Genomic DNA, 17,224 nt, shown 5'->3' with positions numbered 1-17,224 from the left:
GTACTCTTTTCTTTTTGTTTCAAATTCTAACCTAAACACTCTCTTCATGTCTAAAATACCTACTTACAAATGCCTTTCGATTAACGGCTACTGCCTGGTATGGGTAGTATTTCTGAGTTGTATCGGCGTTTCTCAAAGTCTGCTTTTTGCAGCCGTATCGCCTGCGCAGGAACCAATTCTGGGACGCTGGGATATTACGGTTCAGTCGCCTAATGGGGAAACGCCTTCCTGGCTGGAAGTAAAACATTCCGGACATGCTACCCTGGTAGGTTATTTTGTAGGGGCTTCCGGAAGTGCCAGGCCAATCTCTAAAATAGAATTTACCGGTGGTCAACTGCGTTTTTCTATTCCTCCGCAATGGGAAACTGAAAAAAATGACCTGGTAGTGGAAGGACGTCTACAAGGTGAACAATTAACCGGAACGATGACTATGCCAAATGGCAACAAAGTAAACTGGACTGGTACCCGTGCCCCATCTTTACGTAGAACCGGTACACCTACCTGGGATAAACCCATTACCTTGTTTAACGGAAAAAACCTGGATGGATGGCACGCACAAGGCGAAAATCAATGGCAAGCAGTAGATGGCATTTTACGCAGCCCCAAATCTGGCAGCAATCTGATAACCGATCAGTCTTTTACAGATTTTAAGCTGCACATTGAATTCCGCTACCCCAAGGGAAGCAACAGTGGGGTGTATCTCCGGGGACGTTACGAAGTCCAGATAGCTGATAGCACCACCACACAGCCTTCTAATGATTTGTTTGCAGGAGTTTATGGATTTATTGCCCCAAGCGAAATGGTGAATAAGCAACCCGGCGAATGGCAAACGTTTGATATTACCCTGGTAGGAAGAATGGTAACGGTAGAAGCCAATGGCAAAATGGTGATCTGTAACCGGGAGATTCCTGGTATTACCGGCGGAGCACTGAATAGTAAAGAAGGAAACCCCGGCCCGCTGCTGCTGCAAGGCGACCATGGCCCCATTGAGTACCGGAATATTGTGCTGACTCCAGCAAAAAAATAAAGCTGGCACTGAACTCGTAGTCAAATAATCCTGTATAGACTTTTTACGTATACAGATTTTTTATATCATATAATTGGATTATGAACGAGTACAGCATTAAAGAACTGATTAGAGAGGATGGGATGGGTAAGGTATACCTGGCTCATCACCTCCCCTCAGCTACGTTGGTCACTATCCGGGTTTTGCCTCCTTCGTTGGTCAATGAAAACGTTTACCAGAATCTGGAAAATTTACAAGCTGCGTTAACCGCTCTAAATCATCCGGCCATTGCCAGATTTTACACCTGCTTGCGACAAGACGATCAAGTATATCTAATCTCTGAACACATCCTTGCTACTCCTCTCTGCCAGTATTTAAAGACAAGTGGCTATACTTTGTCTGAAGAAAAGATTTGGGACCTTTTTTCGCAATTAACGGATGCTTTTCAGTATGCCCATTCCAGAGGAGTTCTTCATATGGCCATCTGTCCGGAAAACATCCTGGTTACACCTGCGGAAGAGGTAAAAATATTAGATTTTGGTATGGCCAGTTTATGGGTTAACCAGGTAGATAAGGCAGTAGAGTTGGAGAACCTGAATATATTCCCTGTTCAATACAGAAGTCCTGAACATGTACAGGGGGAAAACCTGGATGCCAGAAGCGATATATATTTGTTGGGTTTACTATTCTTTGAATTATTAACCAGGCAGTGTGCCTATCCGCCGGTATTATCTACGGAAGAAATAAATAATAAAATACGTCAGCATTCTTTGCCGCCTATAAAACTATATACCAAGGCATTTGGCCATAGTTATACTATGCAAGCGATTATAGATAAGGCAACGGCAAAAAACCCTTTCTATCGTTTCCAGGACTTCCAGGAACTAAAAGAGACCTTTCTGGAGGAAAAAGATGAACGGGAAACGTTAATCGTTCAGCAATTAATGCAGGAAGTTAACGACAGAAGTTTGTTAAGTGCCTCAGAGAATATATCTACCATCAAACTAGCCAGGCGACGGGAACGGGTAAAACGCATTGGGCAATCGCTGGTTGTACTCACGTTAATGGCAGGTGCTTTGGCTCTTGGTATAAATGTAAAGAATACTGCTTCCAGGGAAGCCACTCTCAGCCTGAATGAAGAAGCAGAAACAAGGGATACGCTGGATAAACAACCCGAAACCCCAACAAAACCAGTTGACTCAACAAAACTACCTTCTGCTGTAGTCCCCTCTCCATCAGAGTTGGCGCAGGCAACTAAGGAAGCGGAATCAGAGCAAACAGCAACCATGCATGAGAAGCAGCCTAGCAAAACTCCTCAAACAGCCGTAGCACATGCTGGCTTTTCGATGGAAACCAGTCCGGTAGTGAGTGTGTCGCCGGAACAGCTTCAAAACAGAATTGAAGATTTTTATGCGGCTTTGCGGTCGAAAGAACTAAACCTGGCAACCAATTTTTATGCACCCAGGTTGACTCAGTTCTTTAGTGAACAAAATGTAAATGAAAAGAAGTTACACAAATTGCTTTTAACTGCCTGGAAAAGAACACCTGAGGATAAACATGAGATTCTATGGGATACCTTTCGTTATTCTCAGGATGCGGACGGAATGTATACCCTGGAATTTTATATGAATTATGTATACCGGCGGGCGAATAAAAACTGGCGGAAACGCAAAATCTTCACCCAGATAAGAATGGACCAGAATCTGCAAATCTTTTCTATGACAGGTGATTAGATAAAGTAAAGCAGAAGGGTTTATTATTCATCCTTCGCCTGCACGCTATAAACCTGAAAATAAAAGCCGCTTTTCATTAGAGAAAAGCGGCTTTATATCTGTGGGATGTAAGGGATTCGAACCCATGACCTCCGCCCTGTCAAGGCGGCGCTCTAAACCAACTGAGCTAACATCCCATTAGGTAATTCTCTGCTAAAATAGGAGATTTTGCTTTCCAAATCAATCAACAATTGGTGGAATTTTGCAGTTGAATCTAATTTTTACCATAATCTCAAATGTCCTCTCTTGAGTAACTATTGATTTTACTATTCATGCCATTATTTATTTTAAGTATCTTCACTTTTCAAACCTACAAAAACCAGTGTAATCAACCCATTCATGAAGTATTTACCTTTATTCGTTCTTGGCTGTATGCTGATGGCCTCCTGTACAAGCAAACAAACCGATACTACCCAAGAAACCACTACCCCACCTGTGTCTATGGATTCTCTTGCCACCGCCTATGTACAATTAGTCTTGAATATAGGCCAGTATAACCCCGATTATGTAGATGCCTATTACGGTCCCGATTCCCTGAAGCCAGATCCACAAGGCAAGCAAGCCACTTTTCCAGCAGAAACCTTGGGTAAACAGGTAGAAACATTGCTTTCAAAGCTGGAAAGTATTGAGGTAGGCAACCTATCTGCTTCCGACAAAGCCAGACATCATTCTTTGCTAACGCAACTCATTGCTGTACAGGCAGAGATAAATATCTTGTCTGGAAAAAAATATTCATTCGACGAAGAATCAAAACTGCTCTACAATGCCGTGGCTCCCACCCATACAGAAGCACATTTTCAGCAATTGATCCAGGATCTGGATAAAGCTCTTCCGGGTAAAGGTACAGTTACTGACCGCCTGAATGAATACAAAAAAGGCTTTGTTATTCCCAAGCAAAAGCTGGATACGGTTTTTAAAGCTGCCATTGCCGAAGCCCGCAAACGGACTTTACCCCAGGTAGATTTGCCTTCTAATGAAAATTTCACGGTGGAGTATGTAACCAATAAAGCCTGGTCTGGCTACAACTGGTATAAGGGGAATAGCTTTAGTTTAATCCAGGTAAATACCGACCTGCCAATATACATAGACCGGGCCATAGATCTGGCCTGCCATGAAGGATATCCCGGCCACCATGTTTACAATGCCTTAATGGAGAAAAACCTAGTGCGGGGTAATAACTGGATCGAGTTTTCAGTATATCCCTTATTTAGCCCACAATCCTTAATAGCAGAAGGCAGCGCTAACTACGGAATAGATGTGGCTTTCCCGGGCGAAGAACGGGTAGGCTTTGAACGGGATGTATTATTTCCACTGGCCGGATTGCCCAAAGAAAAAGCTGCCGACTACTACCGCATTCAGGATCTGACGAAAGGTTTGAGCTATGCAGGTAATGAAGCAGCCAGGCAATACCTGGATGGAAAAATAACCAGGGAAGCAGCGGCTGACTGGCTGGTGAAGTATGGGTTAATGGCACCCGACCGGGCCAAACAACGCATGGATTTTATCGACAAATACCGCAGCTATGTTATTAACTATAACTATGGGCAGGATCTGGTAAAGCAATATGTGGAGAAAAATGGCGGAACAGCACAAAACACTGCTAAGCGTTGGGAGCTATTTAAAGAACTGTTATCTAATCCACATACACCATCGCAGTTGCAGTAAGTATTCTTTCTATCGGTAAATACCTGCCGTAGAAGAACTTTATTGAGCAGTAATAAGTATAGGATGTATACGTATATATTATTTATTACATGCGCCACCAACTAAAATTTTTGTTTATCACCATCAGTGTGCTTGTACTAACCGCTTTTGTGCTGTTTGTATTCAATCAACTGATGCAGGTGTATACTTATACCAGTGCGTTTAATCCGTTGCTCGGAAAAGCCGTACTGGCCAGTCTGACCTTACTTTTTCTGGCCTTATTTATTCTGCCGGTCCTTTTGTATTTGCGTTTACCCAAACCCATTACGCCTCCGGCAAATGAAGCAGAGAAGCCGTTGTATCTGGAGAAACTAGGTAAACGCTTATCCAAAAACCCGCTGCTTCGGGAAGGAAACTTTGATTTTAGCAAAGAAGCGGACATACAGCGGGCTCTGGATCTGTTAAGTATAAAGGCTGATACCGTTATCCAGAACACAGCCAAAAGTGTGTTTTTGACTACGTCTATCTCACAAAACGGAAAACTAGATGCCCTAACGGTGTTTATCACCCAATCAAAAATGATCTGGGATCTGGCGCATATTTATTACCAGCGGCCGGCTCCCAAGGACATTGTCGCTTTGTATGCCAATGTGGGAGCTACCACTTTTCTGGCTGCCCAGATTGAAGACCTGGATTTTTCTGAACAGCTGGAACCTGTATTTGGCACTATTCTTCAAAATTCAGCCTTAAAATCGGTACCCTTTGTTAGTTCTATCACCAATGTTATTATGGATTCTTTGCTGGAAGGGACCATTAATGCTTTCCTGACTTTGCGGGTAGGCGTGGTAACTAAACGGTATTGCGGTACGACGGAAACCTTCCAAATGAGGCAAGCCCGGCGGGCCGCTTTCAAAGAAGCGTCTGTTATGCTAAAATCCATTGTCATGCAAAGCTCAGGTCAGGTAGTTTCATCCATTGTGAAAGCTACCAGAAAAGCTGGTTCCAATACCGTAAAAACTGGAATGATTGCTGCCAACAGGGCTACCAGTAATGTCCGTTCCGGCCTGGCAACATTAGCTAGCCGCATCAGAGGGGTGGCTGAATAAGTAAGGCTGTCTAAGTTTAACCTGCCTCTGCCCTTTTGTTTAACAAAAATCTGGCAATTACTAAATAAAAAGGCTGCTCTGCAATGCAGAGCAGCCTAAACTTATATCTTTTTATACTATTCGTCTATCCGTGTGTTTGTTCTGGGCTTTGTAGACCGGATGGCTCTGTTGATCGATTCTGACCGGTGTATTTTTTTCCGGTCATAGATAAAGGGCAGCAAATGCTTTCTTCTTCTTTTTGCGCCTTTAGCTTTTACTTTTCCGGTTGTAGCCATATGCAAAATCATTAATATTGTGCCAATAGTCATAATCACCGCCAGGAAAATAAGCGGCAATAACGATTGGTAATCCATGAGTTTCATTCCAATGGTCACTAAAATAAAAACCACCAGAGCTATTCTCAATATTTTAACAGTAACGCTTTGCATAGTATCAGGTGATGATTGTATCGCTGATTGTATTTTCATAGAAGATAAATATACTAAAAAATTAACAATAATTTAACATTTTCTTAACATTACGAAATAAAAATTTTTATTGTTATAAAAAAACTTCTTTTCTCTCTATTTATTACATAAAAATTGTACCAATATTATCTTGCTATGAAGCTATCTCTTTTTACTTTGCTGTTTTGTACCATTTATTTTTTTGCTCACTCTCAGGAAATTGCCATCACCTTTGATGATGCACCGTTAGGCGATGGCAACCATTACTCAGGCAGCGAAAGGACTGATGTATTAATCAAGAAATTAAAAAAACTTAACATTGCTGAGGTGGCCTTTTTCTCAACTACCAGCCATATAGATAGTGATGAAAAAAAACAACGTTTACTTGCCTATGCCAAAGCCGGGCACTTACTTGCCAACCATACCCATACCCACCGGGGAATTAAAGTACTGGGCACACAAGCCTACATTCAAGACATTCAGCAGGCACATCAGCTGTTAGAAACTATGCCCAACTTCCGGCCGTGGTTCCGTTTTCCTTTTCTGGATGAAGGACGGACCATTCCTACACGGGATTCTCTTCGCCAGGCCTTATCTGCCCTGGGATACACCAATGGCTACGTAACGGTAGATAATTATGACTGGTACATTAATTCCTTGTTTCAACAGGCGTTAGCGCAAAAGAAAAAACTGGATTATACGGCTTTAAAAACTATGTACATTACGCATATCTGGGAAAGTATTCAGTTTTACCATCGCATGGCTATTCAAAATTTAGAAAGGTCACCCAGGCATGTGTTATTACTGCATGAAAACGACCTGGCGGCTTTGTTTATAGACGATCTGGTGAAGCATATCCGTAACCAAGGTTGGAAAATAATTTCCCCTACAGAAGCTTATCAGGACCCCATAGCCTCACACATCCCGGATGTATTATTAAATGGGCAAGGCCGGGTGGCTGCTATCGCCAAAGAAAAAGGATACAAAGGTCCGTTTGTACAAGATTCCGAAGACGAAGAATACCTGGATAAATTATTTAGCCAGATGAACATTGTAAAATAAACCCAACTTTCTCTTGAAAAGAGATAAGAGCATAAAATTATCTATCAAAATAAATTTGATTTATAAAATACAATTTGTAAAGTTGCACTCCTATGTTTAAAAGGCCGGTATTCGATATTTTTTCTTATACAATTTGCCCTTCCGTAAAAAGAGCATCGTCCTGCATTTATACCATCTCCAATCGTAGCTCCATTGGCACGGCAGCTATTATTATCACCATTATTACAACCCTTTAGGGGGTTGGCTGCACACATATCGTCATCTGGGAACTGTCCCGCATTAAGTAAAACCAGGCTTTTGCTTTTTCATTCATAAACTAGTCTATTTTTGTATTCAGGCATACCATTCATCTAATACCTTAACTCTCCCATGAAAGTCTTAAAATTTGGAGGCACTTCTGTAAAATCTCCCGAAATGATCCGCAAGGTAGGTTCTATTGTAAAGGACGCCCTTGCGCAAGAACCTGTTGCCCTGGTTTTTTCAGCCATGTCGGGAGTTACCGATCAGCTGGCAAATGTAGCCATGCTTGCCAGCCAGGGAAACGATACCTATATTCAGAGCTTTAAAGAAATAGAAAAAAGGCATATGAGTGCCGTTAGTGAGTTGCTTCCGGTGCATAACCAGAGCTATGTGCTGGCAGATGTTAAAGTATTGCTCAACGAACTGGAAGATGTATTACAGGGACTTTTCCTGCTCAAGGAACTCACCCCCAAGAGCCGCGATTTTGTGATGAGCTTTGGAGAACGGCTCAACTCCTCTATTATTACCGAATATTTTAAAACCTTAGGCTTGCCAGCCGAACTAGCCGATTGCCGGAAGTTGATCCTCACAGACAATAACTTCGGAAATGCCGCTGTCAATTTCGAGGTAACCTACAAGCGCATCGCCGACCATTTCAACGGAAGCGCAAACCTTCTGATATTTCCAGGATTTATTGGCGCCACTGAACTCAATGAAACTACTACCCTGGGCCGCGGCGGCTCCGATTATACGGCTGCTATTATTGCAGCTGCGATTAATGCTTCCCTTCTCGAAATATGGACCGATGTAGATGGCATGATGACGGCTGACCCCAGAAAAGTAAAAAAGACGTTTACCTTAGAACAGCTCTCCTACAAAGAAGCCCTGGAGTTATCCCACTTTGGTGCGAAGGTATTATATCCGCCTTCTGTGCAGCCAGTGCTGGCAAAAAATATTCCGCTGAAGATTAAAAACACCTTTAATCCATCTGCCCCGGGAACCCTGATAACCGAGCAAACCGGACATAGCAACTTAGCCATTAAAGGTATATCGTCTATTGATTCTGTAGCCCTGGTTACACTTAACGGAAGCGGCATGGTAGGTGTCTCCGGATTTGCTATGCGCTTGTTCAGCGCGTTGGCCCGAAAAAGAATTAATGTGATATTAATTACGCAAGCCTCCTCTGAACATTCCATTACAGTGGCTATTGCTCCAGTAGATGCACCGGCAGCCAAACAACTGATAGAAGAAGAATTCAGCCGGGAACTACAAGCAGGCCAGGTAGAACCGGTAGTAGTGGAAGAAGGCCAGAGTGTGTTGGCTATTGTTGGTGAGAATATGCGAAACACCCCAAATATATCCGGTAGGCTTTTTTCTGCCCTAGGTAAAAATGGCATCAATGTGCGGGCGATTGCACAAGGTTCCTCCGAAAATAACATCTCTTTCGTCATTAGCCAGACAGACAGCAGGAAAGCCTTAAACGTGATTCATGAAGCTTTTTTTCTTTCCGGAACCAAAGTGCTAAATATTTTTCTGATCGGCACTGGCCTGGTAGGTAGCACCTTGTTGGAACAATTGCAAAGCCAGGCAGACTATCTGCTTACCAACCACTCCGTAGAAATCCGTGTGGCAGGCGTGGCTAACCGCAGGAAGATGTTTTTTGAAGAAGAAGGCATTCACCTTTCCGAATGGAAAAAAGCCCTGGAATCATCGAATGAACCTATGGAGCGGGCAATCTTTGCCAAAAAGATGCACGAATTAAACCTTCGCAACAGTATTCTAGTAGACTGCACAGCCAGTGCTGAAATTGTAGAATTGTATGAGGCAGCTCTAAAACACGGTATTTCCATTGTTACCCCCAACAAAGTTGCTTGTTCCGGCCCTTATGATACGTACCGCCACCTTAAACAATTAGCCAGCCGCAGAGGAGTAAAGTTTCTGTATGAAACTAATGTTGGCGCAGGGTTACCTGTTATCAAAACATTAAATGACTTAACCCAGAGCGGCGATAAAATTATCCGTATCGAAGCTATTTTATCTGGTACGTTAAATTTCTTGTTCAATGAACACAAGGCAGGTGTTTCGTTTAGCAGTGTAGTTAAACAGGCGCAGGAACTCGGCTATTCCGAGCCCGATCCCAGAATAGATATGAACGGTGTGGATGTAGCCAGAAAAATACTCATTTTATCACGCGAGGCAGGAGCCAATTTAGAATTTTCGGATGTGGTTTCTGAAAATTTTCTCCCGGACGACTGCCGGAAAGCTACTTCCGTGGAAGAATTTTTCCAGATATTGCCCAGATATGATGAATACTTTGAGAACATCCGCCGGAAAACAGAAAGCGAAGGCAGAAGACAACGCTATGTAGCCGTCTATGAAAATAACACAGCTAAAACAGGTTTACGGACAGTAGATCAGAGTCATCCGTTTTATCAGGTAGAAGGTAATGATAATATGGTATTATTTACGACGGAAAGGTATAAAGCCCGCCCGTTAATTGTGAAAGGTGCTGGTGCCGGTGCTGCGGTAACGGCAGCCGGGGTATTTGCCGATATTATCCGTATTGCTGATTTTTAATCACTTACTGAATCCCTGCCACCCTAGTGGAAAGGCAGGGAGTTAACAATAAATAAGCCATCTGTTCCCATGGAAAAAGAAATAAAGCTTTTTGCTCCTGCTACGGTTGCCAATGTGGCTGCCGGTTTTGATATTTTGGGTTTTGCTTTAGAAAAACCCGGCGATGAAATAATTATTAAAAGGAGTAATACACCTGGTATCCGAATCATAAACCAGAGTAGCTTTACTTCAATGCCTTTGGCTCCTGAAAAAAATACGTCGGGTGTAGCTCTTCAGGCTTTTTTGAATCATCTAGAAAGTAAACAGGGCTTCGAAATTACCTTTCTGAAAAAGGTAAAACCCGGCAGTGGCATTGGAAGCAGTGCCGCCAGTTCTGCTGCAGCCGTTTTTGGAGCCAACGAATTGCTGGATAGGCCTCTTTCAACCAAAGATCTGGTAATTTTTGCTATGGAAGGGGAACGGTGTGCCAGCGGGTCTGCGCATGCAGATAATGTAGCCCCTGCCCTACTCGGTGGTTTTGTGCTGATCAGAAGCTACCGCCCCCTGGATATTGTGCCTCTGCCAACCCCTGAACAATTATATTGCAGCATTATTCATCCGCAGATTGAGTTAAAAACCGAAGATGCCCGGAAAGTTCTCCGGAAACAAATTACGCTGCAGGATGCCATAACCCAATGGGGAAATACCGCCGGGCTTATTGCCGGATTATTTATGGAAGATTATGGATTAATTGGCCGCTCTCTGCAGGATGTTATTATCGAGCCTATCCGTTCGGTATTGATTCCAGGCTATGAAAATATGAAAGAAGCAGCCATGACTGCCGGAGCCCTGGGTTGCAATATTTCAGGTTCTGGCCCTTCTTTATTTGCCTTCAGTACCTCATCTGATAAAGCCACCCATATTGCCGAATCTATGCAAAAAGTTTGCAGCTCCCTGAATATTGATAGTGATATTTATGTGTCCAGGGTGAACAAAAAAGGCCCGGTAATTACCGGATAACAAAACATTTTTTTCAAGCATCGCCATATACCTACTTTTCTTATTATGCAATACTACAGTACCAACTTACTTACACCTCCTACCACCTTTCAAAAAGCGGTAATTGAAGGGCTTGCCAAAGATAAAGGCTTATTTATGCCCGAACATATTCCAACCTTGCCAGATGATTTTTTTAAGAGGCTGCCAGACATGAGTTTACCCCAGCTTGCCAAAGAGGTTGCCCTGCCCTTTATTGGCGATGAACTGGTAAAAGAAGAAATATCCCAGATTATTGAAGAAGCCTTAAACTTTGATATTCCGCTGGTACAGCTTAATGAACACACACACATTCTGGAGCTCTTTCACGGGCCAACAGCTGCCTTTAAGGATGTAGGTGCCCGGTTTATGTCCAGGGTAATGGCTCACTTGCTAAAAGATGTAGGTAAAAAAGTGTATGTTCTGGTGGCTACATCCGGCGACACTGGCAGTGCAGTAGCCCAGGGATTTTATAAAGTTCCCGGAATTGATGTGGTTATTCTCTACCCATCCGGAAAAGTAAGTAAGGTACAGGAAATGCAGTTTTGCACCTTAGGCGAGAATATTACAGCCCTGGAGGTAGACGGCACCTTCGATGATTGTCAGCGGCTGGTCAAAACCGCTTTTTCTGATGCTCACTTGCGGGAGAAATTATATCTGACTTCTGCAAACTCTATCAATATAGCCAGGTTATTACCACAGTCTTTTTATTATTTTTATGCATATGCCCAGCTCCGCCGCAAAAGCAGCGATCCGGTAGTATTTTCTGTACCTAGCGGCAACTATGGCAACCTGACTGCCGGTTTATTTGCCCAGCAAATGGGTTTGCCTGTACATCATTTTATTGCGGCCAGCAATGCGAACGACACCGTGCCTCTTTACCTGAATGGAAACCCATATAGCCCCAAACCTTCCGTGGCTACCATTTCGAATGCCATGGATGTGGGTGATCCAAGTAATTTTGCCAGAATGCGGACTTTGTTTAGTGATTCTCTTCAGAAAATGCAGCAACACATTACTGGCTTTAGTTTAAAGGATGAGGAAACCAGGCAAACAATGCAGGATATTTTTGAGCAGTACCAATATATTATTGATCCTCATGGAGCAGTAGCGTATAAAGCTTTTCAACTGTATCAGCAACAAAATACACAAGCCGTGCAAGGTATTATTTTAGGCACTGCCCACCCGGCTAAATTTGGGGAAGTAGTGAAAGACACCCTGCACATTGACCCTCCGATGCCCTCCCAGCTTGCCAGTTGTCTAGGTAGAGAAAAAAAATCAATACCGATGGCTGCCAGTTTCGAGGAGTTGAAAGCCTTCCTCTTAGAACAAGTGTAAGGTAATGCTACATCCGTTAAAACCTCTTCTGTGAGTCTAACACAGAAGAGGTTTTCATTTAGAAAGAGGATAGCACAGGTGCAATTTTCATTTTCAAATAATGAGTATTCAACCTTTTTGCAGTATAATTTATCAAAATTCAGTATTGAGGTAAAAATTAAGGGCAGCAAGTATGAAAACCAGCCACGCCCCAGCAAAACCCTTTTAGTCAAAGGCCCGTAAACAAATATTCCCCCTTCTTTTTTTACTTTGCTCTTTCAACTATCACCTTCCAGATAACATCAGTTTATATAATTTTTTTAATATAAAAGCTACAAAATACGTTTTCCATAATTTGCTCTTTTCTTAAGTAAACTACAGAATAGATCTGCAATTTTTATATAAAACATAAAAATTGGAAACATACTCTATTGAATTTACGTAAAAAATAGCGATTTATACTAATCAATATGAGAAGGTAATAAAAATTGACGAATATCATTTTTTTATTACAATTCTAATATTATGTTTGCATAGATAAAATGTGAAAGAGCTATGAGAAAGATATTTACCAGTTTATGTATTGTAACTACCCTTGGGCTTTCTGATATACAGGCGCAACATGAACATGAAATCTGGAGAAATGACCCAACGTATTCTGTAAATAATTACAAACACCCGAATAAAGCTGCGGCTGCCAAAAACATTCAGCAGCCAGGAGGAGTGAAAGTGCTTACAGTACACGAGCCGGTAGAAGGGCTAACCACCCCAAAAGTAATGATCCCTGCCAGAAGAATTCTAGCAACTGATAAAACTAAAAACGGCAAAATAAAAACTCCATTAGCCATCCGGAGAAAAGCTTCAGAAAAGCTGCCCGACTTTGTTATGGAGTCTGAAACAGATCAGCAACAAATGGACGACTAAGTGATTGACATAAAATTATTTCCTGCTAGCCTCTGGCATTTTTTGGCAGGTTTTGTATAGAAAAGGCATCCCATAGGATGCCTTTTACCTTTTATTCCAAAAAATATTCTCTTTTTTATTGTTTCAACAGAAGCGGATGTATACATTCGCCTTTTGCCTAAACACCTATGAATATACTAATCATTGGAGCCGGAAATATGGGAGGCACGTATGCAAAAAGCTTCCTGGCTTCTCATTTTGCCACCCCTGAAGAACTTTTTATTCTGGAAAAGTATCCTGTATCTCAGAAACAATTTCCTGAACTACTCCAAAACAATATTCACCAGCAACCTGGTGATTTCATTGGTGAGGCCGATATTGTGGTAATTGCCGTAAAACCACAGGATTATACAGCTTTGTATCCAGCTATCCTCCCCTTTATTCATGCCGAGCAAATCATGTTATCTATTATGGCCGGGGTAAGTTTGGCTACGCTATCCTCCACATTAAGTGTCCCAAAGGTAGTCCGGGCCATGCCTAACCTTCCTGCCCAGATTGGCATGGGCATGACCGTATTCAGTTGTAGCCCTGATTTGTCACGCAAAGAATTATTTATTATCCAAAACTTGCTGAATGCCACAGGCAAATCATTATATGTAGAGGAGGAAAAGTTGATAGATGCTGCTACCGCTGTATCTGGCAGTGGTCCGGCTTATGTTTATTATTTTATGAATGCGATGATCAAAGCCGGTGTAGAGTTAGGTTTTACACCTGCACAGGCGGAACTGCTCGTCAACCAGACATTTATGGGATCGGTACACTTGCAGAACAGAAATGGGCTTACCTGTGAGGAACTCATGAAACGGGTTGCATCCCGGGGAGGTACCACAGAGGCTGCTTTCAATGTATTTAACGGACATAACCTGGAGACTGAAATTATGGATGGTCTTTTTGGTGCATTTAAACGTTCGGTGGAATTGGGGAGATAATCCTACTATACACATAGCTGGGTGGAGTAACAAATTACTGAATTATTTTTCTGCTCTTCAAGCTTGACAAATAAAATGAGCCTTCGTAAAAGCCTATAAATTCCTTGAGTCTTAATACATTTGTATAAACAATAGAAGAAATAGCATTATTCCCTTCCAGTTAATTTTTTACGTCAAACTAGTTGTTGCCCTTTGAGAAAATATATACTTAGTATCCTTTTTTTTCTTTTAAGCCTATCGATTTTTGCCCAGAAAAAAAATGAAGCCTATCAGCTGAACATACAGCGGACTACCCAACCAATGGAAATTGATGGGATTATGGATGAACCGGGATGGCAGGAAGCCCAGGTTGCTACCGATTTTTATATGGTTCTTCCCATGGATACCAGTTCTGCCAAGGTCCGTACCGATGTAAAAATGACCTATGACGACCACAATCTTTACCTGATTGCCATTTGTTACCATGCCTTGCCAGGTAGGTATATGGTAGAGTCGCTCAGAAGGGATTTTGCCTTTGGAAAGAATGATAATTTCCTGCTATTCATGGACCCATTTGACGATCAGACGAATGGTTTCTCGTTTGGGGCGAATGCCGCCGGTGCTCAGTGGGATGGCCTCATGTATGAAGGAGGCAAAGTAGACTTGAGCTGGGACAATAAATGGACGTCTGTTGTAAAAAACTATGAGGATAAATGGATTTTTGAAATGGCCATTCCATTTAAAACCATCCGATACAAAAAAGGCATTACCAAATGGGGAATAAACTTCAGCCGGTTGGACCTGAAAACAACAGAAAAATCAAGCTGGGCCCCGGTACCCAGGCAGTTTCCAACAGCTTCTCTGGCGTATTCTGGTATATTGAACTGGGATCAGCCCCCTCCTGCTGCCGGTGCTAATGTTTCTATTATACCCTATGCGTTAGCCGGCGTTACTAAAAATTATGCGGTTGATACTAAAAATACTTTCCGTCGGGATGTAGGCGTAGACGCCAAAATTGCCGTAACATCTTCTCTTAACCTGGATCTAACTGTAAACCCTGATTTTTCGCAGGTAGATGTAGACAGGCAAGTAACCAACCTGGACCGTTTTGAGCTGTTTTTTCCTGAACGCAGGCAATTCTTTATAGAAAACGGCGATTTGTTTACCAATTTCGGCTATCAAAATTTACGTCCTTTTTTCTCCCGGCGCATTGGCCTCGGCACCCCTATTCATTTTGGGGCCAGGTTAAGTGGCAAGCTTGATAAAAACTGGCGGCTGGGTGTTATGGATATGCAAACCGGAGCAGTGGATGAACTCAACCTTCCGACACAAAATTTTGCCGTAGTAGCATTGCAGAGACGGATTTTCAGCCGTTCCAATATCGGCGCAATCATTATCAACAAAGAATCTATCAACTACGAGCCTATAGCAGATATTACCAAACCTAGGTATTCGAGATACAACCGCAATGTTGGGTTTGAATATAATCTGGCTTCATCCAATAATGTCTGGACTGGCAAAGCCATGGTTTTAAAATCGTTCAGCCCAGGTGTTTCCGGTGAGGATATGGTATATGCCGGCAACTTGTTGTACGCTGGTAAAAGATGGAATATAGGAGCCCAGTATGAATATGTGGGGAAAAATTTTAATCCGGAAGTGGGCTATGTTCCCCGCCGCGGATACATGAAATTGAATACACAAATCAAACATTTATTCTTTCCTAAAGGCACCAAAATTCTTAGCCATGGTCCTACCTTGAACTCTACCAATTTCTTTAATACTTCATTTCGAGCTACTGATAACGAAAATTATTTACTTTACTCTATAACTTTCCGCGATCAGAGTGTGTTAGGTGCCTGGGTTGCACACGATTATGTGCAAATTTTCGAATTATTTGATCCAACTAGATCAGGTAAGGATAGTCTTGCTCTATTCTCTAGACATAGCTGGAACTCTTGGGGAACTGAATTTATTTCCAAGCCACAAAGTCTATTTACGTATGCTTTTAGAACTAGATATGGGGGATATTATGCTAACGGTACCCGTCTCAATATCACTGGAGAAATAGGCTACCGGTTTCAACCTTATGTAAGCCTTTCTGTTAGTTCTAGTTACGATGATATTAATTTGCCTGAAACCTGGGGCCGCACTGATTTCTGGTTGGTTGGGCCGCGCCTGGATGTAACCATGACTAATACACTGTTCTTTACAGCCTTTTTGCAGTACAATGAGCAAATAAAAAATGTCAATGTAAATACAAGGTTGCAGTGGCGGTACAAGCCTGCGTCCGACTTGTTTATTGTTTATACCGACAACTATCTGCCTGCTCCTTTTGCAGTGAAAAACCGGGCTTTGGTGCTTAAGTTAACGTATTGGTGGAATCTGTAACCTGTAGCATATTGTACAGGGCAGTTCATATAATGTTACTTCATAACAAATGTAATCTGGATAGCATAATACGCATAGGTATTCCTTAGTTACTCATATAATTAATTTGTAGCCAATACCCCGGATATTTACAATCTGAATTTTAGGATCTTGTTTCAGGTGATGGCGGAGGCGGGTGATAAATACATCCAGACTGCGGCCATTAAAAAAACTATCGTCTCCCCAGAGTTCCAGCAATACAGCAGTGCGTTCCAGTACCTGGTTTCTGTTCTGATAAAGCCGTTTTAATAACTCTGACTCTTTATAAGATAAAGCACATTCCTGGGTTTTGAAAAGGAGTTTCTGTTTAGGATAATCAAATACATACTGACCAATAGAGTAAGATTCTGGTTCAGGACAAGGAATGCCAGATTGGCGGTTCAGCAACGCTTTTATCCGGACAATCAGTTCGTCCATGCTGAATGGCTTTTTAAGATAATCATTGCCTCCAAGTTCAAAGCCTTTTACTACATCTACGGTTTGTGAACGGGCAGTAAGGAAAATGATAGGAACGAAGGCATTCTGTTCCCGGATTTTTTGGGCCAGAGAAAACCCATCCAGCTGTGGCATCATCACATCCAGTACTACTACATCAGGTTTTTGTTGAGCAAAAAAAGTTAAGCCCTGCATTCCATCGGTTGCATGTTGCACCTGAAAGCCTCTTACCTCCAGACTATCCTTAACTATCTGCCCGAGAAACACTTCATCTTCTACCAGTAATACATTCGCCATAGGTTATTTG

At 42.3% G+C, this 17,224-nt stretch carries 13 protein-coding genes and 1 tRNA gene; 11 read left to right on the top strand and 3 right to left on the bottom strand.

Annotated elements, in window-relative coordinates:
• The first annotated feature begins 46 nt into the window (after nt 1-46).
• Together Q0590_RS20415 and Q0590_RS20410 are read left to right on the top strand one after the other, a co-directional pair.
• Entirely contained in the window at nt 47-1,027 is a 981-nt protein-coding gene (locus tag Q0590_RS20415) for a 3-keto-disaccharide hydrolase (protein WP_302039452.1), read from the top strand.
• An 80-nt stretch (nt 1,028-1,107) separates the two neighbouring features.
• Complete coding sequence (locus tag Q0590_RS20410; protein ID WP_302039451.1) at nt 1,108-2,739, top strand: serine/threonine protein kinase; 1,632 nt, start codon at nt 1,108-1,110, stop codon at nt 2,737-2,739.
• Between the two features lie 101 nt (nt 2,740-2,840).
• Here the strand turns inward: Q0590_RS20410 and Q0590_RS20405 are convergent.
• Nucleotides 2,841-2,915: transfer RNA gene (locus Q0590_RS20405), tRNA-Val, on the bottom strand.
• Between the two features lie 202 nt (nt 2,916-3,117).
• Here Q0590_RS20405 and Q0590_RS20400 point away from each other — a divergent pair.
• Together Q0590_RS20400 and Q0590_RS20395 are read left to right on the top strand one after the other, a co-directional pair.
• Nucleotides 3,118-4,443, top strand: coding sequence for a hypothetical protein (locus tag Q0590_RS20400; RefSeq protein ID WP_302039450.1), 1,326 nt, complete (start codon nt 3,118-3,120; stop codon nt 4,441-4,443).
• Nucleotides 4,444-4,532: 89 nt separating this feature from the next.
• Nucleotides 4,533-5,528 carry a DUF697 domain-containing protein gene (locus Q0590_RS20395; protein ID WP_302039449.1) on the top strand — a complete coding sequence of 332 codons (996 nt, stop codon included), beginning with the start codon at nt 4,533-4,535 and terminating at the stop codon, nt 5,526-5,528.
• A 116-nt stretch (nt 5,529-5,644) separates the two neighbouring features.
• On the opposite strand, the gene Q0590_RS20390 is transcribed toward Q0590_RS20395, so the two are convergent.
• Entirely contained in the window at nt 5,645-5,995 is a 351-nt protein-coding gene (locus Q0590_RS20390; protein WP_302039448.1) for a hypothetical protein, read from the bottom strand.
• Between the two features lie 135 nt (nt 5,996-6,130).
• Here Q0590_RS20390 and Q0590_RS20385 point away from each other — a divergent pair, with 135 nt between their 5' ends.
• From Q0590_RS20385 to Q0590_RS20355, 7 genes are all read left to right on the top strand, one after another.
• Nucleotides 6,131-7,036 (top strand): polysaccharide deacetylase family protein, encoded by a 906-nt coding sequence (locus Q0590_RS20385; protein ID WP_302039447.1) that lies wholly within the window; start codon nt 6,131-6,133, stop codon nt 7,034-7,036.
• A 369-nt stretch (nt 7,037-7,405) separates the two neighbouring features.
• Nucleotides 7,406-9,853, top strand: a complete 2,448-nt coding sequence (gene thrA / locus Q0590_RS20380) for a bifunctional aspartate kinase/homoserine dehydrogenase I (protein WP_302039446.1) — start codon at nt 7,406-7,408, stop codon at nt 9,851-9,853.
• Nucleotides 9,854-9,922: 69 nt separating this feature from the next.
• Nucleotides 9,923-10,852: a homoserine kinase gene (locus tag Q0590_RS20375; protein ID WP_302039445.1), complete on the top strand. Its 930-nt coding sequence runs from the start codon at nt 9,923-9,925 to the stop codon at nt 10,850-10,852.
• A gap of 45 nt (nt 10,853-10,897) precedes the next feature.
• On the top strand, nt 10,898-12,205 hold the full coding sequence (gene thrC / locus Q0590_RS20370) for a threonine synthase (protein ID WP_302039444.1): 1,308 nt from the start codon (nt 10,898-10,900) through the stop codon (nt 12,203-12,205).
• 534 nt (nt 12,206-12,739) lie between these two features.
• Nucleotides 12,740-13,108: a hypothetical protein gene (locus tag Q0590_RS20365; protein ID WP_302039443.1), complete on the top strand. Its 369-nt coding sequence runs from the start codon at nt 12,740-12,742 to the stop codon at nt 13,106-13,108.
• A gap of 167 nt (nt 13,109-13,275) precedes the next feature.
• Complete coding sequence (proC, locus tag Q0590_RS20360; RefSeq protein ID WP_302039442.1) at nt 13,276-14,076, top strand: pyrroline-5-carboxylate reductase; 801 nt, start codon at nt 13,276-13,278, stop codon at nt 14,074-14,076.
• Nucleotides 14,077-14,268: 192 nt separating this feature from the next.
• Nucleotides 14,269-16,443 (top strand): carbohydrate binding family 9 domain-containing protein, encoded by a 2,175-nt coding sequence (locus tag Q0590_RS20355; RefSeq protein WP_302039441.1) that lies wholly within the window; start codon nt 14,269-14,271, stop codon nt 16,441-16,443.
• A 93-nt stretch (nt 16,444-16,536) separates the two neighbouring features.
• On the opposite strand, the gene Q0590_RS20350 is transcribed toward Q0590_RS20355, so the two are convergent.
• Nucleotides 16,537-17,214 (bottom strand): response regulator transcription factor, encoded by a 678-nt coding sequence (locus Q0590_RS20350; protein ID WP_302039440.1) that lies wholly within the window; start codon nt 17,212-17,214, stop codon nt 16,537-16,539.
• Nucleotides 17,215-17,224 lie beyond the last annotated feature (10 nt).

The organism is Rhodocytophaga aerolata (genome assembly GCF_030503435.1).
GTDB lineage: Bacteria > Bacteroidota > Bacteroidia > Cytophagales > 172606-1 > Rhodocytophaga > Rhodocytophaga aerolata.
The sequence above is the reverse complement of the archived record's forward strand: the minus strand, read 5'-3'. Positions and strand labels throughout refer to the sequence as shown.